Here is a 24,732-nt window from a genome sequence, read left to right as displayed (position 1 = left end):
TCGCGCTGCGCCCCGGCGGTTCGACGGATCGCCCGCGCGCAGGACGCCTTCTCGTCCCCCTCGTCATCGGCGCCGCCGTCGTCGTGGGCCTGTTCGCGATCGACCTCTTCGTGCCCGAGCTCTTCCCGGCGCGCCTGCCTGCCCGCGCGCAGGACGGCCTGACCCTCGCGATCAGCGTCCTGATCGAGTCGCTCCCGTTCGTCGCGCTCGGCGTCGTGCTCTCGATCGTCGTGCAGGTGTGGATCCCGCCCGGTGCGATCGAGCGATGGATGCCGCGGCGCGCGTGGGCGCGACGGGCTGTGCTGTCGCTTCTGGGCATGGTCGTGCCGGTGTGCGAGTGCGGCAACGTGCCGTTCGCGCGCGGACTGATGATGCGCGGCTTCACGGTGCCCGAGACGCTGACGTTCCTGATCGCGGCGCCCATCGTGAACCCGATCGTCATCATCACGACGCACCAGGCGTTCGGCTACTCCGACGGCATCCTCGTCGTCCGGCTCGTCGGCGGATTCCTCATCGCGAACCTCATCGGCTGGCTGTATTCGCGGCATCCGTCGCCGGACGGACTGCTCACGGACCGCTTCCGCAGCACGTGCGCCCGCCAGCACGCACACGCGCACGGCGCGGCCGAGCGAGGCCGTCGCACCCTCAGCCAGTTCATCGTCGAGCTGCGCGCCGTCATGCCCGCCCTCGTCATCGGCTCGGCGCTCGCCGGCGCCGTGCAGGTGCTCATCCCGCGCGAAACGCTCCTGGCCATCGGGTCGAATCCGGCGCTGTCGATCGTCGCTATGATCGCGCTCGCGATGGTCGTGTCGATCTGCTCGAACGTCGACGCGTTCTTCGCGCTGTCGTTCGCGTCGACCTTCACGCCGGGCTCGATCATCGCGTTCCTCCTCGTCGGGCCGCTCGTCGACGTCAAGATGCTCGCGCTGCTGCGCACGACCTTCACGACGCGCGCCCTCGCGGGGATCGTCGTCATCGTCGTGCTCGCGGCCTTCGCGATCGGGGCGGGGGTGAACCTCATTGGCTGACCCCTCTCGCGCGCTCCTGACCCGCTGGCTCGGCGTCGGCCTCGCCTCGGTGCTCGCGGTCGTCACGATCGCGCTCGCGGCGACCGATCGCCTGGCCCTGTATGTCAATCCCGATTCCGCGTGGTTCGCCGTCGGGATGGCGGTCATCGTGCTGATCGGCGCGGTCGCGAGCTTCGCGCTGCCGCTCGGCGCCGAAGACGACCACGGTCACGACCACGGTCACGACCACGGTCATCCGTCGTCCGCGCACCCGAAGAGACCCGCGCGGCAGCGCGCCGGTGCCGCCGCGGGGCGGGTCGCCATCGCGACAGGGGGCGTCGCGGCGTCGGGGGTCGTGCTGCTGACGCTCGTGCTGCCTCCCGCATCCCTCAGCGCCGAACTCGCGATGTCCCGCGACATCGGCGCGCCGCCGCTGTTCGCGGGAGCCGACGCCGTCACGCTCGCGGAGACGGGCGACACCTCGACGTTCGGGGTCGGGGAGTGGTCGGCGGTGTTCGCGACCGCGACGAACCCCGACGCGTTCGACGGCGACCCGGTCACCTTGACGGGCTTCGTCACCCCCGGCGACGACGGCTTCGATCTGACGCGCCTGGTCATCACGCACTGCGTCATCGATGCGCAGCCGGCGAATGTGCCGATCACGACCGGGAGCGTGCCGGACACGGGCCAGTGGGTCACCGTGACGGGCACGGTGAGAGCAACCGGCGACGGGCGGCTCGCGATCGCGGCGAGCGACGTGACGGCGATCGACGAACCCGGTGACCCCTATGAGTACTGACACGCGTCGGGGCCGCTCCCGCGCGCGGCGCGGCCGGGCGTTCCTGGTCTCGTTCGTCGCGGTCGTCGCGGCGCTCGCGGTCGCCGGTGCGGGAGCCGCGGCGATCGGCGTCGTGCAGGGTCCGCGCATCACGGACGTGCAGGTGGATCCGGCGGCCTCGGTGGCGGCATCCGGCTCGCGGATCATCGTGACGACGTCGCAGTCGCTCGCCGAGGTCGACCCCGCACAGGTCACCGTCACGCCCGAGACGCCGTTCGCCGTCGACACGTCCGGCCGCAGCGTGGGCGTGCGGTTCGGCGTGCCGCTGCGCGACGACACGGAGTACACCGTGACGATCGACGGGGTGCGGGGCCTCGGCGGCGGTCCCGACGGATCGATCGTCGAGACGTTCCGCACACCGCCCATCGCGGTGCACCTGCTGCAGCGCGGCGGCCCGAGCGACGACACCATCTTCCGCACCGACCTCACGGGCGATGAGGCGGTGCCGGTGTTCAGTCATCCCGACATCGAGGACTTCCGCGCGACGGCATCCCAGCTCGTCGTCTCGGTGCGCACGGCCGACGATCGCCCCGCGCTGCTGGTGACCGACCTCGACGGCTCGGGCGAGCGCGCGCTGCCGCTCCCCGGCGACGACGGCGTCGTGACGCACCTGCAGGCGGCCGACCGCGGCGATCTGATCGGCTTCACCTACTCGGATGCCACCCTCAGCGACGCGGGCGGCCTCGAGAGCGCCCTGTTCACGGTCGCGGGCGACACGCCCACCCGGATCGAGGTCGCCGGCACCGATGCGCGGATCGCGCAGTGGCGGTTCGTGCCCGAGACCGACAGCATCCTGCTGCTCACCTTCGACGGGAACCTGCTCCTCACGGGCGCGGAAGGCGGCGAGGCGACCTCGCTGGGCACCGCGATCTCGATCGACGGCGTCGCCGGCACCGAGGCGATCGTCGAGCGACTCGACGGCATCGTCGTGCTCGACCTCACCGACGGCACCCAGCGCCCGCTCGTCACGCCCGACGAGGAGCTCGGCCTCCTCGGCACGGCACTGCCCGTGCCCGGGGGCGGCACGCTGCGCTCGTCGGTCGTGCTCGACGAGACGGGCACGCGCTCGCTCGGCACGTCGGTCGCGCTCGTGGACGGCGACGGCGCGAGCCGCGGCATCGCCGACATCGGCCCCACCGATGCGCTCATGCAGACGTGCGTCTCGCCCAGTGGGCGCTATGCCGCCGTGACCGTCGCCCCCGACGCCGTCGACAACCCCTACGACGGCTACCTGCTGCCCCTGCCAGAGAGGCTCGAGACGCGGATCTTCCAACTCGACGATGCCGAGCCCGTCGTGTCGCTGGAGGGCTTCGCGCTCTCGTGGTGCCGGGTGCCGACCTCATGACGGCGGCGCTGCATCCCGCCGCTCGCGACGAGCTGGCCGCCCTTCCCCTCGCGGTCGCGCCGCGTCTGCTCGGCGGAGTGCTGCGCACGGTCGTCGAGGGCGAAGAGGTCGCCGTGCGCATCACCGAGGTCGAGGCCTACCACGGTCGCGGCACGGGCGACGTGCCCGATCCCGGCTCGCACGCGCGCATGGGGCGCACGGCGCGGAACGCGACCATGTGGGGCGAGCCCGGGCACCTCTACGTCTACCTGAGCCACGGCATCCATTCGTGCGTCAACGTCGTGTGCGGACCCGACGGCCTCGCCGGCGGAGTCCTGCTGCGCGGGGGAGAGGTGATCGACGGAGCGGATGCCGCATCCCGGCGTCGCCCCGCCGCGCGCGTCGCGCGCGACCTCGCCCGCGGTCCCGGCCGGCTCGGCGACGCCGTCGGCCTGCGGCATCCGCTGCATGACGGCATCGACGTCGTCACCGGCGCGGCGCTGCACGGAGCCGTTGCGCGCCTCGCTCTGCGCGACGAGCCCCTCGCCGAGGTCGCGACGGGGCCGCGCGTCGGCGTCGCGGGCGTCGCGGGCACGGCCGTCTTTCCGTGGCGCTTCTGGATCCCGGGGGACCCGACCGTGTCCGCCTTCCGGTGGGGGCGCGGCGCCGGCCCTGTGCTAGGCTGACTCTTTGTCTGCGTGCACTCCAGTACGCAGTACGTATCCTCACGAGGATGCAGACAAGGGATCTTGGGTGACACCGTCCGGTGTCACGGTACTAAGGAGACATCACTATGGCAGCAGTGTGCCAGGTGACTGGAGCAGTTCCCGGCTTCGGTCACAACATCTCGCACTCGCACCGCCGGACGAAGCGCCGCTTCGACCCGAACGTGCAGAGGAAGACCTACTTCGTGGCTTCGCTCGGCCGCAAGATCACCCTCAACGTGTCCGCTAAGGGCATGAAGGTGATCGATGCGCGCGGTATCGAGTCGGTTGTGAAGGACCTGATCGCGAAGGGTGTGAAGCTCTGATGGCCAAGAAGTCTCAGGACGTCCGTCCGATCATCAAGCTGCGTTCGACCGCCGGCACGGGGTACACCTACGTGACGCGCAAGAACCGCCGCAACAACCCCGACCGCATCGTGCTGAAGAAGTACGACCCTGTCGTGCGCAAGCACGTCGACTTCCGAGAGGAGCGCTGATCGCATGGCCAAGAAGAGCAAGATCGCGCGCAACCAGCAGCGCCAGGCGGTCGTCGACCGCTACGCCGCGAAGCGCGCCGAACTGAAGAAGGCGCTCGTTTCGCCGACCTCGACCGACGAAGAGCGCGAAGCCGCCCGCCTGGGTCTGCAGAAGCTGCCCCGCGACGCGTCGCCCGTGCGTCTGCGCTCGCGCGACGTCATCGACGGCCGCCCGCGCGGCATGCTGACGAAGTTCGGCATCTCACGTGTCCGCTTCCGCGACATGGCGCACCGTGGCGAGCTGCCCGGCGTGACCAAGTCGAGCTGGTAAGCACCACCGCAGCAGAAAGGCCCGGAGTCCGCTCCGGGCCTTTCGCCTTTCCCGGGGCGCGTCGTGGTCGAATGGACGCGTGCCGCTGGATCCCTTCTTCGCCGAGCGACTTCGAGTGCACCGCCGGTACCTGCTCGGTCAGGCGGTCGGTTCGGCGCGCTCGCGGCTGGCGGCGCTCTGGCCGTTCTCACGCCCACCGGCATCCTCGAGTCCGAAAGCGCCGCTGAGCCCGCGCGCGCGTCATCGCCGGGCCGCACTCGCGTGGGACCGCACCGAGCTGCGCACGGTCGGCACTTCCGGACCCGACCTGCCGACGAGCGAGCACGAGGTCGCGGCAGAGCCGTCGTTCCGTGTGCGCGTGTACCGGCCGACCCTCGCCGAGAACCCCCTGCCGGCGGTGCTCGCCTTCTTCGGCGGGGCGTTCCGCATCGGCGGCATCGACTATCCCACGACGGATGCCGCGTTCCGCCGCCGTGCGCAGGATGCGGGCGTCGTCATCGTCGCCGTCGACTACGCGCTCGCCCCCGAGCAGCGCTACCCCGTGCAGGTCGAGCAGGCCTATCGTGCGCTCGAGTGGCTCTTCGCGCAGGCCGACGACCTCGGCATCGACCGTGACCGGATCGCCGTCGCGGGCACGTCGGCCGGAGCGAACCTCGCCGCGGCGCTCACGCTCGTCAACCGTGACCGCGCCGCGATGCCGCTGCGGCTGCAGCTGCTCGAAGTGCCCGTCACCGACCTCACCGGACGGCACCTCGACCTGCGCGCGACCCGGGCGCTCGGCATCCCGAGCATCATCGCGCTGCGCGAACTGCGCTCGGTCGCCCGGACCTACCTGGGCGAGGCCGGGGACGCGCGCGAACCGTACGCCTCACCGCTGCGCGCACCGTCGCACGCGGGGCTGCCGCCCGCCGTCATCCTGACCGCCGAATACGACCCGCTGCGCGGCGACGGGGCGGCCTATGGCGCGGCGCTGCGCGCGGCCGGCGTCGACGCGAGCGTGGCGCAGTATCTCGGCGTGACCCACGACACTCCCCTCTTCACCGGTGTCCTCCCGGCCGCCCGTCGCTGGCACGACGACGTCGTCGCGGCGCTGCGCCGTCTCCACGCCGGAACCCCCGAAACGGTCGCCACAGCGGCCCCAACAGCCACAGAAGACCCCGACACGCCGTCACGAACGTCGAAAAGCGGCAGAAATCCGCGTGATTCCGCGGTTTCGTGACTATAGTCAAGGCGGTCGATCCGACCAGCCGGAAGGCGCTCGCCAACCGGTCCCAGCAATAGGGGCGGTGCTCAAGCCGCCTTGGAGGACAACCCAAATGGCTGACAAGTCCATCACCAAGACCGAACTCGTCGCGAGCATCGCCAGCGCGACCGGCCAGAGCCAGTCCGCCGTGTCGGGCATGCTCGACTCACTCTTCTCGACCGTCTCCGAGGCCGTCGCCAAGGGCAGCAAGGTCTCGATCCCGGGCTGGATCTCGTTCGAGCGCGTCGAGACGTCGGCACGTACGGGCCGCAACCCGCAGACCGGTGAAGAGATCAAGATCCCCGCGGGCCAGCGCGTCAAGGTCACGGCCGGCTCGAAGCTGAAGGCCGCCGTCAAGTAACCGCGATCCCGGGTCGACGCTGCCGCGGGCAGCGTCGAGGCGGATCGAGACCTCTGTCTCTCGAAGGGGGATGCCGAACGCTCGGCATCCCCCTTCTGCGCGCCTAGGCTGGGATCGTGACCCCCGCGCCTTCTTCCCACGTCGCTGCTGCGCCGCCCGGAGCCGCGCGGCGAGCGCGTCCGCGCAGCCTGCGCTCCGTCGGCCCGGCGATCCTCGTCGTGGCCGCGTTCGTCACCCTCGCCTGGGCGCTCGCCTTCGGTGGCGGCGCGGAGCCGCTCGCGATCGCCGACCCCGGTCCGATCGTGCGCTGGGGGCTTCCGATCTCGAAGCTGCTCGTCAACCTCTCCGCCGCGGGCGTCGTCGGGGTCCTCGTCACGGCGCTGTTCGCGCTCAAGGCGGGCGAGCGCCCCTTCGACACGGCGCTGGATGCGGCATCCGTCTCTGCCGCCGTCTTCACCGTGGCCGCGGGCGCGACGGGCTTCTTCACGTTCGTCGACGCGTTCAACCCGGCGATCAGCGCGAGCCCCGAATTCGGGGCCCAGCTGGGGCGCTTCTTCACCGAGACCGAAGTGGGCCGCACGTGGCTCATCACGACGGTCGCGGGAGCGCTGCTGACGGTGCTGACCTTCGCCGTCCGGTCGTGGACGGCGACGCTGCTCGTCGCGGCACTGTCGATCGCCACGCTCGTGCCGATGGGCACGCAGGGACACTCCGGCGAGGCGGCGTTCCACCACGAGGCGATGACGGCGATCATCATCCACATCATCGGCGCCGCCGTGTGGCTCGGCGGACTGATGCTCATGGTGTTCGTGCGGCCGCTCCTCGATCGCGACGGTGTCGCCACGGTGCTCGGCCGCTACTCGAGCATCGCGCTCGCGGCTTTCATCGTCGTCGCCGCGAGCGGCACGGTGCGGGCCATGATCGGGCTCGGCGAATGGTCGATGCTCGCCTCGGCCTACGGCGTCATCCTCATCGTCAAGATCGTCGCCCTCATCGCGATCGGCGCGCTCGGTGCCTGGTACCGGCAGCGGCTGATCGCACGGCTGCGCGAAGACGGCGCGTCACGGCGCTTCTGGGGGCTCATCGCCTTCGAGCTCGCCCTCATGGGCATCGCCAGCGGCGCCGCCGCGGCACTGGCACGCACGCCTCCGCCCGTCGAGCCCGTCATCCCCGCCGTGCCGACGCCGGCGCAGATCCTGACACTCGCTCCGCTGCCCCCGGAACTGACCCCCGAGCGCTGGCTGACGTCGTGGAACCCCGACCTCATCTGGGTCTTCGCCGTCGCGTTCGGCCTCTTCTTCTACTGGGCGGGCGTGCGACGCCTGCACGTGCGCGGCGACCGCTGGCCGCTCCTGCGATCCGTGTCCTGGACGCTCGGACTGCTGCTGCTGTTCTGGGTGACGGCGGGACCCATCAACGTCTACCAGGACTACCTGTTCAGCGTGCACATGATCGGGCACATGCTGCTCGGGATGGCGATTCCCCTGCTGCTGGTCGTGGGCGCCCCCGTGACGCTCGCGGCGCGGGCGATCCGCAAGCGCGAGGACGGCACGCGAGGCGGCCGCGAGTGGATCCTGTGGGCCGTGCAGACGCCGGTGTCCCGCGTTCTGACGAACCCCTTCGTCGCCGCGGGCATCTTCGTCGTGTCGCTGTGGGTGTTCTACTACACCGACCTCTTCCGCTGGGCGCTGTACGACCACCTCGGCCACGAGTGGATGGTCGCGCACTTCCTCATCTCGGGCTACCTCTTCGTGCTGACGCTGATCGGCATCGACCCCGTGCCGTGGCGTCTGCCGTACCCCGGCCGCCTGCTGCTGCTCGTCGGCGTCATGGCGATGCACGCGTTCTTCGGCATCTCGATCATGATGCAGTCCGGGCTCATGGTCGCGGAATGGTACGGGTCGATGGGCCGCGAATGGGGTGCGACACCGCTCGAGGACCAGTACATCGGCGGTGGCGTCGCGTGGTCGGTCGGCGAGATCCCGACGCTCATCCTCGCCGTCACGGTCGCGATCCAGTGGTCGCGCTCCGACGCCCGGGTGCAGAAGCGCAGCGACCGGCACGCCGACCGCACGAATGACGCCGAGCTCGAGGCCTACAACGCGCAGCTGGCGCAGCTGGCCGAGCGCGACGCCCGCCGCAGCGTCAGGGAAGACCAGGCCCGCCGACGGTGATCGTCGCGGTGCCGTCGGGCAGCACCGTGATGAGCGCCGTCAGCACGAACGGCACGTCTTCGCTCACGGACCTGACCGATCCGTCGAAGAGCGAGCGGATGTCGACATCGATGTGCGCGATCGCCTCGGTGTCGGGGATCACCCACGCCGCGCCGTCGGGCACGAGCGTGATGACGGGCTGCGCGACGATCGACCACACCGGCTCCGACGCGATGCGCTCCTGCACATAGAACCCGAAGGGGCATGCCGTCGGCTGCAGCACCTGCTGCGTCGCGCACGACGTCAGGAACTCCTCGACGCGCTGCTGCACGACCGCCACGAACTCCTCGGTGGGCTCGGCCTGCACGTCGACCGCGACGGCCGAGAACGGGCTGTCCGAGAGCACTCCCACGCCGGCGGTCGACGAGATCGCGGTGTCGACCGACACCGAGTAGAACGCGGGAGAGAAGACCAGCAGCGACACCGGCGCGAGGGGGTCGGCGTCGAGACCGTCGGGCGAGACCTGCCGCTTGTCGATCTCGAAGCCGTTGACGTCGAACGACATCGACCCGCGCACGACGAGGTCCATCACGGCCAGCGGGCTCTCGGCGAACCGCCACGTCGGGGCGACGCCGATCGTGCCGTCGCGCTCGATCGAGAAGGTCGTGCGTCCGTCGACGCCGCCCGCGCGGTAGGTCACCGCGACGCGCGAGACGCCGTCCTGCTCGGTCTCGGACACGACCTCGACATCGCTGAGCGAGGCCAGGGCGTCACGGCGCAGCAGGGCGTCCGACGCGGTGGGCGGAAGACCGGCGCCTTCGAGGTCGGGGGTGTCGACGGCGACGCCCGGAAGAGCCAGCGCCTCGGCGGCGTGGCCGTCGGCGAGGAGGGAGAGGTAGCGCTCCACGAACGCCGTCGGCGAGTAGAACTCGCGGTACAGCGTCGCGACGCCCGCCGCGACCGCCGCGACGAGGAGCACCCCGACCAGACCGAGCAGCGTGAGGTCGACCGCGAGGCGGTTGCGGGATCGCCGCGCTCGTGTGCTGCCGGCCGCTTCGTTCACGACACCCAGTCTAGGAAGAGTGCTTTCCCCCGCGGAATCTGTGCACAGATGAGCGGCTGCCGGGCCGGGGTGCGGCATCCGATGGCTACCATGAATCGGTGACCACGCCGCCCCTGTCTGCCGAACAAGAGGCGCTGTTCCGTCTGATCGAAGACACGAACGAGCACGTGTTCGTGACGGGCCGCGCCGGGACGGGCAAATCGACGCTCCTGCAGCACCTGGCATGGAACACGTCGAAGCAGATCGCGGTCTGTGCGCCGACGGGCGTCGCCGCGCTCAACGTCGAAGGGCAGACGATCCACTCGCTCTTCCGGCTGCCGATCGGCCTGATCGGGTCGAGCGACGAGAAGCAGACGGATGCCACGCGCAAGATCCTCAACGCCATCGAGACGCTCGTCATCGACGAGATCTCGATGGTCAACGCCGACCTCATGGACGCGATCGACCGGTCGCTGCGCCTCGCGCGGGGGCGCCGGCACGAGCCGTTCGGCGGGGTGCAGATCGTCATGTTCGGCGACCCGTACCAGCTGGCTCCCGTGCCGCCGCGCGGCGACGAGCTGCGCTATGTGCGCGATCACTACCGGTCGTTCTGGTTCTTCGACGCGCACGTGTGGGCGGGTGCTTCGACAGGCTCAGCAACCGGTGAGGGATTCGACGGGCTCATCGATCTCGGCAGGCACGGCGCCGAGCTGCACATCCGCGAGCTGGTCGACATCCACCGGCAGTCCGATGACGGGTTCAAGGCGATGCTCAACGCCGTCCGGCACGGCGTCGTGACAGCCGACATCGCGCAGGCGCTCAACGACACGGGGGCCCGCAGACCGCCGGATCCCTCGGACGACGAGCCCCCCATCATCACGCTCGCCACCCGCAACGAAATCGTCAACAACATCAACCGCCGGCACCTCGCCGAACTGCGCGGCCGCGAGCAGACGGCACAGGCCGACGTGAGCGGCGACTTCGGTCGGGGCGAGGCCGGATACCCCGCCGACCCCGAGCTGAAGCTCAAGGTGGGCGCGCAGGTGATGTTCCTGCGCAACGACCGCGGCGCCTTCCCCGACCCGCCGCGGTGGGTCAACGGCACGATCGGGCGGGTCACCCGGATCGCGGGCGGCACGGTGCGCGTCGACGTCGACGGCGACGAGGTCGAGGTCGAGCCGGCGGTGTGGGAGAAGTACCGCTACGCGTACGACCCCGGATCGAAGGCGCTCACGCGCGAGATCGTCGCCGAGTTCACGCAGTTCCCGCTGCGCCTGGCGTGGGCGGTCACGATCCACAAGTCGCAGGGAAAGACGTACGACCGCGCGATCGTCGACCTCGGATCGGGGGCGTTCGCTCCGGGCCAGACGTACGTCGCGCTGTCACGGCTGACGTCGCTCGAGGGCCTCTATCTCACGCGGCCGCTGCGCCCGAGCGACATCCGGGTCGACCCGGATGTGCGGCGTTTCATCGCCGGCGCCCGGCGCCAGGCATCGACGCCGACGCTCCCCGCCGGTCCCTGAGCCTGTCGCGGTCCCTGAGCCTGTCGCGGTCCCTGAGCCTGTCGAAGGGGGGGTCAGGCGACGGCGGTCGACTTGGCGGCGCCGAGGTCTTCGAACAGCTCGGTGTTGAATCGGTATGCCAGCAGCACCTCGTCGATGACGCGCTCCTGCTCGGCGGCATCCCAGGGCGCCTGGTCCATCTGCTCGCGGTAGACGTCCTTGAAGGCGGCGGGGTCGGCGATGTCGTCGAAGACGTAGAAGCCGATGCCGTTCGTCCCGAAGCCGAAGCGCCGGGCCATGAGGCGTCCGATGAACTGGCCGCCCGACAGGTCGCCGAGGTAGCGCGTGTAGTGGTGCGCGACGAAACCGCCCGCCCACGTCGCACCGACCTCGTTGATGCGGTCGACGTAGCGCTTCGTGGCGGGAAGCGGTTCGATCTGGTCGCGCCAGTCGCTGCCGACGAGGAACTCGAGGTCGGCTTCGAGGGCGGGCAGGCGCGTCAGCTTGTCGCTGATGAAGACGGATGCCACGGGGTCGTTGCGCATCTGCGCTGCGGTGCGCTCGAGGGCCTCGTAGATGAACCAGTGCTGCGCGACGAGGGCCGTGTAGTCCTCGCGGGTGCCGTCGCCCTTGAGCAGGTCGGCCATGAAGCCGGAGTGCTCGCTTCCCGAGTGTGCGCTCGTGGAGCGTTCCCAGAGTGTTTTCGAGAAGGGGATGACGTCGCTCATGCTCCCCAGTCTAGGCCGGTGAGGCGTGCCTAACCTACTCGGAGGGCTCGGGATGATACTCCCGCGGTCACGCGTGCGGACGCGGTTCGATGCCCAGGCGCTCGCACGCGGCGTCGTACAGTGCGACGATCTCGCGCCGCACTTCGGGGCGCTCGCTGATGGCGCCGCCGGGCCACGGCACGCGGAAGGAGACCTCGGTGCCGTCGGCGAGCCGGGCGATCCACTCGCCTCCGTCGCCGTCGAGACCCGTCATGGTCGCCGAGGCGGGGTCACCTGCCGGTCCGAACGCGCGGGCGATGAGCAGGTTGTCGTCGCTGTGGTCGTCGTTCATGTGGTGGAGCACCGCAGTGCGCACGGAATCGTCGAAGGTGTGCGTCATGCGTCACAGCCTACGGATCGGCGTGACATCCTCGTGACCTGGGTGTGTTTGAATCTCTTGTCGGGGGTGGCCATGCGGGCAGTCAGGAAACCGCGGCGCGCCGCGGGTGCGGTCGCGGCCGCGCTCGTGCTCGCCGTCGCGTTCAGCGGCTGCTCCGCGCCCGAACCGACCGTCGAGCTTCCCACGCAGGTCGAAGGGGCCTTCGCCGACGAGACGCAGCAGCTGCTCAGCGATGCCGTCACTCACGCGATGGGCACGATCGGCGCGACCGGCGCCGTCGTCGGCGTGTGGGCGCCGTGGAGCGGCTCATGGGTCAGCGGAGTCGGCACCCAGACCCCCGGGGGCGCGGCCGTCACGACCGACATGCCCTTCCGCATCGGGCAGCTAACGCGGCCCATGACGTGCGATCTGCTGTACTCCGCCGTCGATGACGGGCTCGTCGAACTCGACGCATCCGTCTCTCAGTACGTCTCGGGCGTCGCCGACCTGAAGGACGTGACCCTCGAGCAGCTGTGCGACGGGACGTCGGGCATCGGCTCGTACGCGGGCAAGCTGCGACCCGTGTGGACGAAGAACCCGCAGCGCGTGTGGAACGCGCGTGAGCTGGCCAGCTACGGCCTGGGCCAGCCGCGGTCGACGGAACCGGGCGAGAAGTTCGTCAGCTCCGACGCCAACTACGTTCTGCTCGGGCTCGCGATGGAGCGGGTGATGGGCGGCTCCGCCCGTGCCCTGCTTCAGGAGCACGTCGCCGAACCGCTCGATCTCACGGCGACTCGCCTGCCGGCGGGTGCTGCTGCTCCGGTCGCGGGCGGCATGACGGGTCTCACCCTCGAGAAGGACGAAGCCGGCGCCTGGATGTGCGCCGAGCCGGTCGACGTCTCGACGATTTCCGCGAGCATCGGGTTCACCGACGCGGGTGCCGTGTCGACGGTCGATGACATGCGTCAGTACGTGCAGGCCCTCGCGACGGGCGCGCTGCTGTCCGAGCAGCTCGCCGAGAGCCGCTTCGCCGACGCCAAGCCGCTCAGCGACTCGGCGCCCTCGTGGCTCACGACGGCCGGCGGCGCGGTGATCGCCGGATCGCTCGTCGGCAACTACGGCTCGATGCCCGGGTACGCCACGGCGGCGTTCGCCGATCCCGAAACGGGTCTCACGGTCGTCGTCGCGCTGAACAACTCGGTACGTGGCGCGGCACCTGCCCAGGAGCTCGCGTGGGAGCTCGCCGCGATCGCATCGAAAGCGCCCGCGGCATCCGGGGAAACCGCCCCCGAAGCGGGACTGCCGTGGACACCCGAGCAGTATCGCGAACAGCTCACCGCGAAGGCCGTCTGCGCGCCGCCCGCGGAGTGACACTCGCGCCCGAACGCGTCGGGCTCTAGGCTGGGCTCTACCCATGCACAGGGGGGCGTGGTCGGCTCGCCGGCCACCGGTTCCGGGGCGGTCCCCAACGCCGCGGGAGCGGAGCACCCGCTGTGCGTCGCCACTGGGTTCGTCGAAGGCAGGCCACGCCAATGGCCCAGTCCATCCCGTCACCGGCTTGGAGTCCACCGTCCGCCGTCGCGCTGCGTCGCGTACCGCTCCTCGTGCGTCCACGCTGGCTCGTCGCTGCCCTCATCGTCGCCGCCACGGCGGCCGGCGTGCTGTTCGTCGAGGTGGCCGAGCAGGATCTCGCCCGCCAACGCGACGCCCTCATCGCCGAGAGGATCCTGGTGCAGGACTCCCTCGCCGCGGCACGCAACGCGAACGCGCTCGCGCGAGTGCGCGAAGCCGACCTGCGCGTGCGCCTCGCCGAGCAGGGAAGGACGCTCGCCTCGACGTCGGGGTTCCTGAAGTGAGCCCCGCAACCCGTCGCTCGCTCGTGGTGCTGATGGCGTGCGCCGTCGTCGTCATGGGCGCGCAGATCGCCGATGGATCTGCCGTGCGGCACGAGCGGGATACGGTCGCCGCCGAGTTCGAGGCGCTGCAGACCGAGAGCGCCCTCGTACGCGGCGAAGCCGTCGTGCTCGCCGAGCGTGCGGGCGGTCTGCGTGCGACGTCGTCGACCTATGACGTGCTCATCGACGCGCGCGAGGGCTTCGTCGCTTCGCTCGAGAAGGCGGATGCCGCCCTGTCGGCCGCCGACGGCAAGCTCGAGACGGCGGCCGAGCGTGCCGGGATTCTGAAGCTGCAGCAGAAGGTGCTCGCCGAACGCACCGACGTCGCCGTCGTCGCCCGCGCCCGCGCCGACGTCGACGAGTACGCCGGCGATGTCACGAAGGCCGTCGAGGAGTACGACCGAGAACAGGCCCGCATCGCGGCCGAGCGGGCGGCGGCGGCATCGCGCGGCTACTCCGGGGGATCCGGCGGGGGCGGCGGGGGCGGGTATTCCGGTGGCGCCTCGGCGGGCGGGGGCGGCGGAGGCGGTGCCGCGCCGGTCGCGGGCGGCTACGCGCGCGTGCGCGCTGCGCTCAACAACGTCGGCGGCGGTCACGTGCGGCTCGAGGAGTTCGCCGGCGCATGCGGCGGCGGTGCCGCGGCTGCCTGCGCGTCGCCCGGGGTCATCCGCTTCACGCCGGGCCTCGCTTCGTGGTCGGACGGTCGCCTGCACTGGGCGATGGCGCACGAGCTCGCCCACACCTACCAGTTCAACGTCTGGGGCCCGCTCGTCGCATCGTCGGGGTACGCGTCGCTGTTCGGCGGCAACATCGAGCTGCTCGCCAACTGCATGGCCGCCCAGCGCGGCTACGGCAGCGGCAACGTCTCGTGCTCGGGTGCGCAGCTGCAGTGGGCGGGATCGATCTGGGGCGGCGTCGTCCCGGGGTGAAGCGCGGCTTGGGCGGGTTCACCGTGTGATTTCCGCGGGTTGCCTGCGCACCGAATCAGAGGTTCACACACTGTGTGAGTCGAGCCGGACGATCTGCTGGGACACGGCGACGTACTGACGCGCGACCTCATCTGGTGAGAGGGTGCCCCCAGCCGGCCGATACCACTGGGAGACGCCCGTGCACATCGTGATGATGGCGCGAGTCGTGGCCTTCACATCGACGGCGCGAAAGTCTCCCGACTTCACGCCTTCCGCAATTATCCTTTCGAGGAGCGCTTGCTGCCGGTCTCGAGTGGCGATATGCCGAGCTCGGGCGGCTGGCTGCATGCTCCGGATCTCGGTGGCGGCGATGAACGCGAGCTGTTGACGCTGCGCGTGAAACCGAACCAGGCATTCGATGTGCAGGGCGAAGCGTTCCTCGACGGTCGCGCCTTCGGCCAACGCGCCCAGGCTTCGTGCGTACAGGTCATCCATGGCGCGTCGCATGAGTTCGACGATGATGTCGTGCTTCGACGGATAGTGATGGTAGAGACCGGGGACGGACAAGCCCGCTGCTGCTGCCATGCTTCGGGTGGTGGTGCCGTGGTAGCCATGCTCGACGAAGCATCCCAGTGCCGCCGTGAGAATGGGAGGGAGAGGGTCGGAATCGAAGTCTCGCCAGTCGTCTCGTGCGACGGGGGATGTCGAATCCGGCATCGTCTCAGTCTGCCCCAACGGCATCGTCCATCAGAGCGGGCGAGACGACAAGTGGTGCTTCGGTGGCGTCGAGCACCTGTTGCACCATCACGCCTGGAGCCAATTCGATGAGTGTGAGCTCCGTGTTCGTGACGTCGATGACGGCGAGATCGGTGATGATCCGATTGACGACCCGTTTGCCGGTGAGAGGGAGCGTGCATTCGCGGAGGATCTTCGCTGAGCCGTCCTTGGCGACGTGGTCCATCACGACGACGACCCGATCCGCGCCGTAAACGAGGTCCATGCCGCCACCGGGTCCCTTGATCATCTTTCCTGGGACCATCCAGTTGGCGAGGTCTCCTTCAGCGGAGACCTGCATGCCGCCGAGAATGGCGAGCGAGATCTTTCCCCCGCGGATCATCGCAAAGCTCATCGCGGAATCGCAGAACGATGCGCCCGGGTTCAACGTGACCGTCTCCTTACCGGCGTTGATCAAGTCGGGATCGACCTGATCCTCCGTCGGGTACGCGCCGACGCCGAGGAATCCGTTCTCCGACTGCAACGTGACGGTGATGCCGTGAGGGACGTAGTTGGGCACGAGGGTCGGGATGCCGATGCCGAGGTTGACGTAGGCGCCGTCCTTGAGCTCCTGTGCTGCGCGCGCGGCCATCTCGTTACGTGTGCGTGCCATGGTCAGGCTCCTTCCTGTCGTAGCATGCGACGCTCGATCGGTTTTTCTATACGCGTTCCGACTTCGATCACGCGGTGCACGAAGACTCCGGGGAGATGGATGCTGTCCGGATCGAGCTCGCCGGGTTCGACGAGCGTTTCGACTTGTGCGATGCAGATTTGCCCGGCCATCGCAGCGAGCGGGTTGAAGTTGCGGGCGGACTTGTTGAAGATCAGGTTTCCGTGCCGGTCCCCGGTCTTCGCGTGGACGAACGCATAGTCGGTGACGATTCCCTCCTCGAGGACGTACTTCTCAGTCCGCCCGCTTCGTGTGAAGTCTTGGGTCGCTTTCTTCGGCGAGGCGACGACAACGCCGCCCCGACCGTCGAATCGCTGCGGCAACCCGCCCTCCTCGACTTGCGTGCCGACGCCGGTTCGTGTGAAGAACCCGCCGATTCCCGCCCCGCCAGCGCGCATCCGTTCTGCGAGAGTGCCCTGTGGCGTCAGTTCCACCTCGAGTTCGCCCGCGAAGAACTGTCGCTCGAACTCCTTGTTCTCACCAACGTAGGAGGACGTCATCTTGCGAATGCGGCGCGCAGCCAGCAGTACACCCAACCCCCAATCGTCCACACCGCAGTTGTTGCTGACGATCGATAGATCATCCGTGCCCGATTCGAGGAGTGCCTCGATCAGCTGCATCGGGTTGCCGCAGATCCCGAATCCGCCGACGGCGATCGAAGTGCCATCGGGGATGTCCTGGACGGCGGTTCGCGCATCCGGGAACGTCTTGTTCATCACCATGTACCGGGTACCTCCACTGGTAGTCCCGCAGTCCGCAAGTTGACACGGGAGTCGTCGCTGACTCACACTGAGCATACCGAGCGCTCGCTCGGGAGTCACAGTCTAAGGGGTCCGCGATGCTCGACGGTGAGAACGGGTCACATCGGCTGGTCGGGAAAACCGCGATCGTGACGGGCGGGAGCCGAGGCATCGGGCTCGGCATCGCGCGTCGTCTCGTCGCCGAAGGGGCACGAGTGGTGATCACGGCCCGCAAGCCCGAGGCGCTCGAGCAAGCGGCGTCAGAGTTTCCGGCCGGCTCGGTGATTCCGATTGCGGGCAAGGCTGATGATCCCGAGCACCGAACCGCCGTGCTCGACACCGTCGCACGGGAGTGGGGCGGACTCGACATCCTCGTCGCCAACGCGGGGATCAACCCCGTATACGGCCCGCTCGTGGACCTCGACCTGGATGCCGCGCGGAAGATCCTCGAAGTCAACGTCATCTCCACGCTCGCTTGGGTACAGGGCGCGGTGTCGCACCCGATGCTGAAGTTCCGCGACCGTCGCGGGAGCATCGTCGTGCTGTCGTCCGTCACCGGGCAGGTCCCCTCGGAGGGGATCGGCTGGTACGGGGTGAGCAAGGCGGCCAACGCGCACCTCACTCGCACGCTGGGCGTAGAGCTGGGACCGGAGATCCGAGTGAACGCCGTGGCGCCAGCAGTGGTCAAGACGCAGTTCGCGGCCGCCCTATACGAGGGGAAGGAAGCCGAGGTGGCAGGCGAATATCCGCTCGGTCGGCTGGGAACGCCGAAGGACATCGCCGGTGCCGTGGCGTTCCTGGTCTCTCCGGATGCGTTGTGGATCACGGGACAGGTCATCACCCTCGATGGCGGCCTGCTCAACGCGGGAGGAACGGCATGAGTGTCTCTGAAGCCGAGCTCGAGGAGCTTCGCCTGCGCACCGGCGAGTTCATCCGGGATGTGGTGATCCCCGCCGAACCCGCGACCGGGCAGAAGCTGTCAGGCCAGGAGCGGATGGCGCTCCAGGCCGCCGCTCGCGATGCAAAGGTCTTCGCGCCGCACGTGGCCCGTGAATTCGGCGGCCAGGGTCTGGGGATCGAACAGTGGTCTCCGATCTTCCAAGAGGCAGGGTATTCGCCGATCGGTCCCGTCGCACTGAACTGTATGGCCCCCGACGAGGGAAACATGCACATGCTCGAGCTGATTGCAACCCCGCGGCAGAAGGAGCGCTATCTTGCGCCCCTGGCATCGGGAGAAGTCCGCTCGAGCTTCGCCATGACCGAACCGCATCCGGGTGCCGGATCGGATCCGGCGGCCCTGACGACCGAGGCCGTCCGCACGGCTGGCGGCTGGCTGGTCAACGGTCATAAGCGCTTCATCAGTGGTGCGGACGGCGCTGGGTTCGCAATCGTGATGGCACGCAACGCGGAGTCGGAGGGTGTGCCCGCGGGTGCGACCATGCTGTTGGTGGACTTCGACAACCCGGGGATCCGGCTCGGTGGCCAGATTCACGCCATCGACACCACGATCGCTGGCGGCCACCCGCATGTGCACTTCACAGACTGCGTCGTGCCGGAGTCCGCGGTGCTCGGCGAGCCCGGCCTCGGCTTCCGCTACGCGCAGGTGCGACTGGGCCCGGCACGACTCACGCACTGCATGCGCTGGTTGGGACTTGCGCGTCGCGCGCTGGACACGGCGCTGGACAGGGTCGAGCACCGCGAGATGTTCGGCTCGAAGATGAAGGACCTCGGTCTGGCGCAAGACCTGATCGCACGATCGATCATCGACATCGAGACATCCGACGCGATCATCACGAAGACCGCCCAACTACTGCAGGCTGATCCGAAGGCGGGCTCGGCGATGTCGTCTGTGGCGAAGGTGCATGTCTCGGACGCCGTCTTCAACGTCATCGACCGTGCCATGCAGTTGTGCGGCGGCGACGGTGTCTCCGACCAGCTTCCGCTCGCGCAATACCTGAATGAAGTGCGTCCATTCCGGATCTACGACGGCTCCAACGAAACCCACAAATGGGCGATTTCGCGACGCGCCAGCGCTCGTCGCGCCCGGGCGGTCGCTGTCGGTGCTTCGCGGCTCGATCTGGTGGCGGGTGAACGTCCGTGACGTCGACCCCGGACGGTATCGAGGTCGTCGCGACCCAGGCTGAGGCTCGCCGGCTCAACGTCCCCCCGCTGCTGATCATCGATAACGTCCGTGCCTTCCTCGACGCTCACGGTCTTGGCCGGGGTGACCTCGATTGGCAACGCATCGGCGACGGACAGTCCAACATCACGTACCGCATCACCCGCGGAAACGACGTGATGGTGCTGCGCCGAGGCCCGCGACCCCCGCACCCGACCTCCGCGCACGACATGCTCCGCGAAGCACGCCTCCAGCAGGCGCTCCGCGAAGCGGGGGTCATGGTGCCTCGAGTCCTCGCGACGTGCGACGACGACACTCTCCTAGGGGTTCCCTTCTACGTCATGGAGTTCCTCGATGGCATCGTGATCGCCGACGAGGCCCCGCCGGCGCTCTCCTCCGCCGAGCAGCGTCGCGACACTGTGTTCGCCGCAGTGGACGCGCTCGTCGCACTGCACAGCATCGATGTGACCGGAGGCCCGCTCGCCGGGTTCGGGCGGCCTGCGGGCTACCTTCAACGGCAGGTGAGGCTGTTCTCCTCGCTCTGGGAGCAGAACACTCAACGCGACATCCCCCAAGTGGTCGAACTGGGCAACTGGCTCGCAGCGCATGTGCCCGACAGTCAGGAGGTCTCCGTCGTGCATGGAGATTTCCGTCTCGGCAACCTCATGTATGCGACCACTGCGCCCGCGAAAGTCGCCGCGATACTCGACTGGGAGATGGCAACTCTCGGCGACCCGCTCGCCGACCTCGGCTACTTCACGGCGACCTATGCGGAGCAGAACTCCACCCCGACCGTCATGGAGCTCACGTCGGTCACACGCGAGCCCGGCTACCCTTCGAAGACAGAGATCCTGGATCGGTATCAGTCTCGATTGTCGCTCGACTTCGGAGCGCTGCCCTGGTACCAAGCGCTCGCGCTGTGGAAGTCCGCAGTCTTCTGTGAGGCCATGTACACGAGGTGGGTCAACGGCGAACGACCCGGTGACAGCTTCGCCCCCTCGCTCGAGATGGGCGTGCCGCAATTGGTCGACACCGCCGCGGCGTTCGTGCGCTAGCCGAGAGGCGCTCACTCCCCGCCGCGCGGTATCCAGCGCCCGGGCTCACTCACGCCTGCCTTGGCCGATGCCCGACGGCGTCGCGGGGCCGGAGTCATGCCGTACTCGAATGCGCACGTCGACTCGTCGTCGCGCCGTGGCATGCAGTTGACATTGGTACGCCATGAGTTCTACTCTTTGAGCAGATATAGAACCGCTGTCAACAAATAATGCAACGAGGTAGCGTGAGCGCGGCAGAATCAACGGATGTTCCGATCGACGTTGCGATCGTCGGAGCCGGCCCCGCGGGCCTCATGACGGCGAACCTGCTCGGCAGGTATGGGCTGAGAGTCCGTGTCTTCGAGGCGGGTGCGGACTTGATCGACTTCCCGCGAGGGGTCGGCATGGACGACGAGACGCTTCGGACGTTCCAGGCCACCGGGCTCGTCGACCGCGTGCTCCCGCACACGATTCCACATCAGCTGCTGGCGTTCGTCGACCGCAAGTGGCGCGATCTCGCTCGTCTAGCCCCTTCGACGGGTGAGTTCGGCTGGCCCCGTCGCAACGGCTTCGTCCAGCCGCTCGCCGATCGCGTGCTCCTCGAGGGTCTTGACCGCTTCGACGACGTGACGGTCGAGTGGTCCTCGACCGTCGAAGACATCACCTCGGATGACGACGGTGCCACGTTGCGCATCGCGACGCTGCATGGGGTTCGCAGTGTCCGTGCGGGATACATCGTCGGGGCAGACGGAGGGCGCAGTTCGGTGCGCAAATCGCTAGGCCTCGCGTTCGAAGGACGCACGGCGTCGGAGAATTGGCTCGTCGTGGATCTCCGAAACGATCCGCTGGGTCGTCCGGGCGCATACGTGTGCGCGGATCCCGCCCGACCGTTCGTCTGTCTCAGCATTCCGCACGGCATTCGCCGGTTCGAGTTCATGATGCTCCCGGGCGAGACCGAGGAGGAGGCCATGGCGGAGGGGTTCGTCGAGGATCTCCTCAGACCGTACGTCGGGCCGGCGACCCGGATCGAAGTGATCCGGCGTCGCGTGTACACACACAGTTCCCGTCTGGCCGCGCGCTTCCGGAAGGGTCGCGTGTTCCTCATCGGAGACGCCGCGCACGTGATGCCGGTCTGGCAGGGGCAAGGGTACAACAGCGGCATTCGCGACGCCCTCAACCTGTCGTGGAAGCTCGCCATGGCCGTCAGGGGTCACTCGAGTGACTCGCTGCTCGAAAGCTACGAAGTCGAACGCCGCGATCATGTGCAGGCGATGGTCGACCTCTCTCGGAAGGTCGGCACCGTCGTGTCGATCCGCAACAGGTTTGTCGCCTGGCTGCGGGACCTGTTCTTCCGCTCCATCACCGTTATCCCGAGGGTCAAGAGCTATATCGTCCAGATGCGTTTCAAGCCGATGCCGACGATGGACCGCGGTGCGCTCACGCACGTCGGCGTGCAGTCTCGACCCAGCCCCGTCGGCCGGATCTTCCCGCAGCCGACGGTCGCGACCCGACAGTCGCCGTCCGTCAAGCTCGACGACGCACTGGGACCCTGGTTCGCGCTCATCGCGTGGAACAACGACCCCCACGCACTTCTCGATCTTGATGCGCAGGACATCCTGCAGCGCCTAGGAGCGAGGCTTGTCACAGCGCGGCCTGCTGTTCAGCTGAATTGGGACGACGGGTCGCTTGCAGATGACGTGACCGTCGTCGGCGACCTCGATGGACAAGTCAAGGCCTGGTTCGACGCGCACCCCGAGTCGGTTCTGCTCATTCGCCCTGACCGCATCGTCGGTGGTGCTGCGCCCGCGTTCAGTGCATCCGACATGGTTCGTGACTTCGCCCGCTCCGTTGGTCTCTCGGCGGAGGGCGCCAACGTCGGGTCCACGGTGGACAAAGTGCGTTCCCACGCGGAGGCTCCGCGCGGGAACGAGAAGCTCAAGGAGGCATCATGACGCTGTGGACGGAACTGGCAGGGCTCGATTACACAATCCGCCATATCGATGTCGCCGACTGGTCGACGCGCGTGCTGGAGACAGGTGAGGGCGAGCCGCTCCTCTTCATGCACGGTACCGGCGGACACCTCGAAGCCTTCGTCCGCAACGTGCGAGCGCTCGGATCGGCGCATCGCGTCATTGCATATGACTTTCCCGGTCATGGATGGTCGACGCTCGCGACGCAGAACCTCGAGATCGATGTCTACGTCGACCATCTGCTCGGCCTCATCGACGCCCTTGGCCTCGAGCGCGTGCACCTCAGCGGTGAGTCGCTGGGTGGATGGGTCGCGGTCAAGTTCGCAGCGCGCCATCCGGAGCGAGTCGGGCGCATGATCCTCAACACGCCTGGTGGCACGATGGCGACGCCGGAGGTCATGGAGCGGATCCGCTCGCTCAGTCAGGCCGCTGCCGACGATCCTTCGTACGAGCGGATCCGCGCTCGCCTGGAATGGCTCATGGCGGACCCGTCGTCGGTGACGGACGAACTCGTCGAAGTGCGCCGCGGGATATATGCCCGCCCAGGCTTCCGTGACTCCATGCGTCATATTCTGTGCCTGCAGGATCCCGATGTGCGTCGTCGGAATCTCGTGACGGATGATGAGCTTGCCGCGGTGCAAGCGCCCACCGTTGTCGTGTGGACGAGCGACGATCCCTCCGGTCCCGCGAAAGCGGGCAGGGACATGGCACAGCGGATCCCGGGCGCACGCTTCGCCTTCATCGATGAGGCTGGGCACTGGCCCCAGTGGGAGCAGCGCGAGACCTTCGATCGCCTTGCGCTCGAGTTCCTGAGCGCCTCATGAGCGGGATGGAAGCGGCATCCGTCGCGGCGGATCGCCTTGAGAGGGCGTCGCGCACCGGCATCCCGTGCGATCCCGTGCGTGATCTCCTGGGCCCGGATGACATCGATCTCGCGTACCGCACACAGAGCATCCTCACAGGCCGAAGACTCGCGACGGGTGCTCGCATCGTCGGGCGCAAGATCGGTCTCACCTCTCCCGCCGTGCAACGGCAGATCGGTGTGGATCGACCCGACTTCGGGGTGTTGTTCGACGACATGCAGTTCGAGTCCGGTGACGTGATTCCGATGAGACGGCTGCTCCAGCCGAAGGCCGAGGCCGAGATCGCTTTCGTGCTCGCCGCGGATATCACTGATGCCTCGGATGCCGACCGCGTGCGCGCCAGCGTCGCGTACGCGCTTCCCGCGTTGGAGATCGTCGACAGTCGAATCGCCGAGTGGCGCATCGGAATCACTGACACAGTCGCCGACAACGCGTCGTCGGGTGTCTTCGCCCTCGGTCACGAAAGGACTTCCCTTGCGGAGGCGTCGCCCATCGACGCGCGGATGTCGATGCATCGTGGTGGCGAGATCGTGTCCGAAGGCGATGGGCGCGCCTGCTTGGGCGATCCGCTCAACGCACTTGCGTGGCTCGCGGCCACGGCGATCGACCTTCGCGCGCCACTGCAAGCGGGTGACATCGTGCTCTCGGGGGCACTGGGGCCCATGGTCACGGTGCGCCCAGGCGACGTGTTCACGGCGGACATCTCGGGCTTCGGCTCGGTGACCGCGCAGTTCTCGAAGGGAAATGATGAGTGATGAATGACAAGACAGGTGTCGCGATCGTCGGCTCCGGGAACATAGGCACCGATTTGATGTTCAAGATCCTGCGTGGATCGGATTCGCTTCGAGTCGCGGCGATGGTGGGCATCGATCCGGACTCGGATGGTCTCGCGCGCGCCCAGCGCCTCGGCATTCCGACGACGGCGGAAGGAGTCGCGGGCCTGATCACCATGCCGGAATTCTCCGATGTGAAGATCGTGCTGGATGCCACGAGTGCCGCGGCGCACATCGCGAACGTCGAATTGCTCGAGCCGTACAACAAGCGTCTCGTCGATCTCACTCCTGCGGCGATAGGTCCCTTCGTCATCCCGCCCGTGAATCTCGACGAACACCTCGACGCACCGAACATCAACATGGTCACGTGCGGGGGGCAGGCGACTATTCCGATCGTGGCGGCAATCCGGCGTGCCACCGCAGTGCCGTATGCCGAGATCGTGGCATCCGTCTCCTCGCGGTCGGCGGGGCCCGGCACGCGCGCGAACATCGATGAGTTCACCGAGACGACCGCGCACGCTATCGAGAGGGTCGGGGGTGCCGGGCGCGGAAAGGCGATCATCATCCTTAATCCGGCGGAGCCGCCGCTGATCATGCGTGACACGGTGTATTGCCTCATCGGCGACGCGGACCAGGATGAGGTGCGCTCTTCGATCGAGCAGATGGTGGCCGACGTCGCCACGTATGTGCCTGGCTATCGGCTCGTGCAGCAGGTGCAGTTCACACCCGTGGAACCGGAGACCGTCGCGACTCTGCTGCCTGAGGGATCCGATCCCGTGACGACGAAGGTGACGGTGTTCCTCGAGGTCGAAGGCGCCGCACACTACCTCCCTGCATACGCGGGGAATCTGGACATCATGACCTCCGCGGCGATGCGTGCCGCCGAGAAGGTTGCGGAACGCGAACGGACGGCGGTGTGA

General features: G+C 68.5%; 27 protein-coding genes. 21 read left to right on the top strand and 6 right to left on the bottom strand.

Going from position 1 to position 24,732, the window contains the following annotated elements; translation table 11 throughout:
- Positions 1–5: 5 nt before the first annotated feature.
- From ACWICD_RS05520 to ACWICD_RS05475, 10 genes are all read left to right on the top strand, one after another.
- Positions 6–1,028, top strand: a complete 1,023-nt coding sequence (locus ACWICD_RS05520; protein WP_454139748.1) for a permease — start codon at positions 6–8, stop codon at positions 1,026–1,028.
- Positions 1,021–1,806 (top strand): TIGR03943 family putative permease subunit, encoded by a 786-nt coding sequence (locus ACWICD_RS05515; RefSeq protein WP_454139570.1) that lies wholly within the window; start codon positions 1,021–1,023, stop codon positions 1,804–1,806. Before ACWICD_RS05520 ends, ACWICD_RS05515 begins: the two co-directional genes overlap by 8 nt.
- Complete coding sequence (locus ACWICD_RS05510; protein WP_454139569.1) at positions 1,796–3,190, top strand: hypothetical protein; 1,395 nt, start codon at positions 1,796–1,798, stop codon at positions 3,188–3,190. Before ACWICD_RS05515 ends, ACWICD_RS05510 begins: the two co-directional genes overlap by 11 nt.
- On the top strand, positions 3,187–3,855 hold the full coding sequence (locus tag ACWICD_RS05505) for a DNA-3-methyladenine glycosylase (protein ID WP_376127063.1): 669 nt from the start codon (positions 3,187–3,189) through the stop codon (positions 3,853–3,855). Before ACWICD_RS05510 ends, ACWICD_RS05505 begins: the two co-directional genes overlap by 4 nt.
- 107 nt (positions 3,856–3,962) lie before the next feature.
- A complete protein-coding gene (gene rpmB / locus ACWICD_RS05500; RefSeq protein WP_376126997.1) occupies positions 3,963–4,199 on the top strand; it encodes a 50S ribosomal protein L28 in 237 nt (78 codons plus the stop codon).
- Entirely contained in the window at positions 4,199–4,369 is a 171-nt protein-coding gene (gene rpmG, locus ACWICD_RS05495; RefSeq protein WP_165140426.1) for a 50S ribosomal protein L33, read from the top strand. The genes rpmB and rpmG overlap by 1 nt, the downstream gene beginning before the upstream one ends.
- Positions 4,370–4,373: 4 nt before the next feature.
- Complete coding sequence (gene rpsN / locus ACWICD_RS05490; protein WP_376126996.1) at positions 4,374–4,679, top strand: 30S ribosomal protein S14; 306 nt, start codon at positions 4,374–4,376, stop codon at positions 4,677–4,679.
- 79 nt (positions 4,680–4,758) lie between these two features.
- Complete coding sequence (locus tag ACWICD_RS05485) at positions 4,759–5,898, top strand: alpha/beta hydrolase (protein WP_454139568.1); 1,140 nt, start codon at positions 4,759–4,761, stop codon at positions 5,896–5,898.
- A 97-nt stretch (positions 5,899–5,995) separates the two neighbouring features.
- Positions 5,996–6,283 (top strand): HU family DNA-binding protein, encoded by a 288-nt coding sequence (locus ACWICD_RS05480; protein ID WP_376126992.1) that lies wholly within the window; start codon positions 5,996–5,998, stop codon positions 6,281–6,283.
- A gap of 188 nt (positions 6,284–6,471) precedes the next feature.
- On the top strand, positions 6,472–8,457 hold the full coding sequence (locus ACWICD_RS05475) for a cytochrome c oxidase assembly protein (RefSeq protein ID WP_376127061.1): 1,986 nt from the start codon (positions 6,472–6,474) through the stop codon (positions 8,455–8,457).
- Here the strand turns inward: ACWICD_RS05475 and ACWICD_RS05470 are convergent.
- Positions 8,429–9,499: a hypothetical protein gene (locus tag ACWICD_RS05470; RefSeq protein WP_376126991.1), complete on the bottom strand. Its 1,071-nt coding sequence runs from the start codon at positions 9,497–9,499 to the stop codon at positions 8,429–8,431. The two genes, ACWICD_RS05475 and ACWICD_RS05470, sit on opposite strands and share 29 nt — an antisense overlap.
- Positions 9,500–9,597: 98 nt before the next feature.
- Here ACWICD_RS05470 and ACWICD_RS05465 point away from each other — a divergent pair, with 98 nt between their 5' ends.
- Positions 9,598–11,001, top strand: a complete 1,404-nt coding sequence (locus ACWICD_RS05465; protein ID WP_454139566.1) for an ATP-dependent DNA helicase — start codon at positions 9,598–9,600, stop codon at positions 10,999–11,001.
- A 53-nt stretch (positions 11,002–11,054) separates the two neighbouring features.
- Here the strand turns inward: ACWICD_RS05465 and ACWICD_RS05460 are convergent, their stop codons facing one another.
- Together ACWICD_RS05460 and ACWICD_RS05455 are read right to left on the bottom strand one after the other, a co-directional pair.
- On the bottom strand, positions 11,055–11,708 hold the full coding sequence (locus ACWICD_RS05460; protein ID WP_376126987.1) for a biliverdin-producing heme oxygenase: 654 nt from the start codon (positions 11,706–11,708) through the stop codon (positions 11,055–11,057).
- A gap of 67 nt (positions 11,709–11,775) precedes the next feature.
- On the bottom strand, positions 11,776–12,087 hold the full coding sequence (locus ACWICD_RS05455) for a DUF2470 domain-containing protein (protein ID WP_376126985.1): 312 nt from the start codon (positions 12,085–12,087) through the stop codon (positions 11,776–11,778).
- Positions 12,088–12,159: 72 nt separating this feature from the next.
- Between ACWICD_RS05455 and ACWICD_RS05450 the strand changes: the two genes are divergently transcribed.
- The 3 genes from ACWICD_RS05450 (at position 12,160) to ACWICD_RS05440 (ending at position 14,890) form a co-directional block, all read left to right on the top strand.
- Positions 12,160–13,437, top strand: a complete 1,278-nt coding sequence (locus ACWICD_RS05450; protein WP_454139564.1) for a serine hydrolase domain-containing protein — start codon at positions 12,160–12,162, stop codon at positions 13,435–13,437.
- 161 nt (positions 13,438–13,598) lie between these two features.
- Positions 13,599–13,922 (top strand): hypothetical protein, encoded by a 324-nt coding sequence (locus tag ACWICD_RS05445; protein WP_454139563.1) that lies wholly within the window; start codon positions 13,599–13,601, stop codon positions 13,920–13,922.
- Positions 13,919–14,890 (top strand): hypothetical protein, encoded by a 972-nt coding sequence (locus ACWICD_RS05440; protein WP_454139562.1) that lies wholly within the window; start codon positions 13,919–13,921, stop codon positions 14,888–14,890. The genes ACWICD_RS05445 and ACWICD_RS05440 overlap by 4 nt, the downstream gene beginning before the upstream one ends.
- A gap of 63 nt (positions 14,891–14,953) precedes the next feature.
- Here ACWICD_RS05440 and ACWICD_RS05435 read toward each other — a convergent pair whose 3' ends face one another.
- The 3 genes from ACWICD_RS05435 to ACWICD_RS05425 are packed head-to-tail and all read right to left on the bottom strand — an operon-like array spanning position 14,954 to position 17,035.
- Positions 14,954–15,586: a TetR/AcrR family transcriptional regulator gene (locus tag ACWICD_RS05435; RefSeq protein ID WP_454139561.1), complete on the bottom strand. Its 633-nt coding sequence runs from the start codon at positions 15,584–15,586 to the stop codon at positions 14,954–14,956.
- 4 nt (positions 15,587–15,590) lie between these two features.
- Positions 15,591–16,256 carry a 3-oxoacid CoA-transferase subunit B gene (locus tag ACWICD_RS05430; RefSeq protein ID WP_454139559.1) on the bottom strand — a complete coding sequence of 222 codons (666 nt, stop codon included), beginning with the start codon at positions 16,254–16,256 and terminating at the stop codon, positions 15,591–15,593.
- Positions 16,257–16,258: 2 nt separating this feature from the next.
- Positions 16,259–17,035 carry a CoA transferase subunit A gene (locus ACWICD_RS05425; RefSeq protein ID WP_454139558.1) on the bottom strand — a complete coding sequence of 259 codons (777 nt, stop codon included), beginning with the start codon at positions 17,033–17,035 and terminating at the stop codon, positions 16,259–16,261.
- A 116-nt stretch (positions 17,036–17,151) separates the two neighbouring features.
- Here ACWICD_RS05425 and ACWICD_RS05420 point away from each other — a divergent pair, with 116 nt between their 5' ends.
- The 7 genes from ACWICD_RS05420 (at position 17,152) to ACWICD_RS05390 (ending at position 24,732) form a co-directional block, all read left to right on the top strand.
- Positions 17,152–17,934 carry an SDR family oxidoreductase gene (locus ACWICD_RS05420; RefSeq protein ID WP_454139557.1) on the top strand — a complete coding sequence of 261 codons (783 nt, stop codon included), beginning with the start codon at positions 17,152–17,154 and terminating at the stop codon, positions 17,932–17,934.
- Positions 17,931–19,154: an acyl-CoA dehydrogenase family protein gene (locus ACWICD_RS05415; protein ID WP_454139556.1), complete on the top strand. Its 1,224-nt coding sequence runs from the start codon at positions 17,931–17,933 to the stop codon at positions 19,152–19,154. The genes ACWICD_RS05420 and ACWICD_RS05415 overlap by 4 nt, the downstream gene beginning before the upstream one ends.
- Positions 19,151–20,227 (top strand): phosphotransferase family protein, encoded by a 1,077-nt coding sequence (locus tag ACWICD_RS05410; RefSeq protein ID WP_454139555.1) that lies wholly within the window; start codon positions 19,151–19,153, stop codon positions 20,225–20,227. The genes ACWICD_RS05415 and ACWICD_RS05410 overlap by 4 nt, the downstream gene beginning before the upstream one ends.
- Before the next feature lie 224 nt (positions 20,228–20,451).
- Positions 20,452–22,158: a bifunctional 3-(3-hydroxy-phenyl)propionate/3-hydroxycinnamic acid hydroxylase gene (locus ACWICD_RS05405; RefSeq protein ID WP_454139554.1), complete on the top strand. Its 1,707-nt coding sequence runs from the start codon at positions 20,452–20,454 to the stop codon at positions 22,156–22,158.
- Positions 22,155–23,000, top strand: a complete 846-nt coding sequence (locus ACWICD_RS05400) for an alpha/beta fold hydrolase (RefSeq protein WP_454139553.1) — start codon at positions 22,155–22,157, stop codon at positions 22,998–23,000. Before ACWICD_RS05405 ends, ACWICD_RS05400 begins: the two co-directional genes overlap by 4 nt.
- The gene (locus ACWICD_RS05395) at positions 22,997–23,794 is read left to right on the top strand and encodes a 2-keto-4-pentenoate hydratase (RefSeq protein ID WP_454139552.1); all 798 of its coding nucleotides are present in this window, start codon (positions 22,997–22,999) and stop codon (positions 23,792–23,794) included. The genes ACWICD_RS05400 and ACWICD_RS05395 overlap by 4 nt, the downstream gene beginning before the upstream one ends.
- Positions 23,794–24,732, top strand: a complete 939-nt coding sequence (locus ACWICD_RS05390) for an acetaldehyde dehydrogenase (acetylating) (RefSeq protein WP_454139551.1) — start codon at positions 23,794–23,796, stop codon at positions 24,730–24,732. The genes ACWICD_RS05395 and ACWICD_RS05390 overlap by 1 nt, the downstream gene beginning before the upstream one ends.

This window comes from Microbacterium sp. NPDC055357, assembly GCF_053644835.1.
Note: the sequence above shows the minus strand (reverse complement) of the source record. Positions and strands in the feature narration are given on the sequence as shown.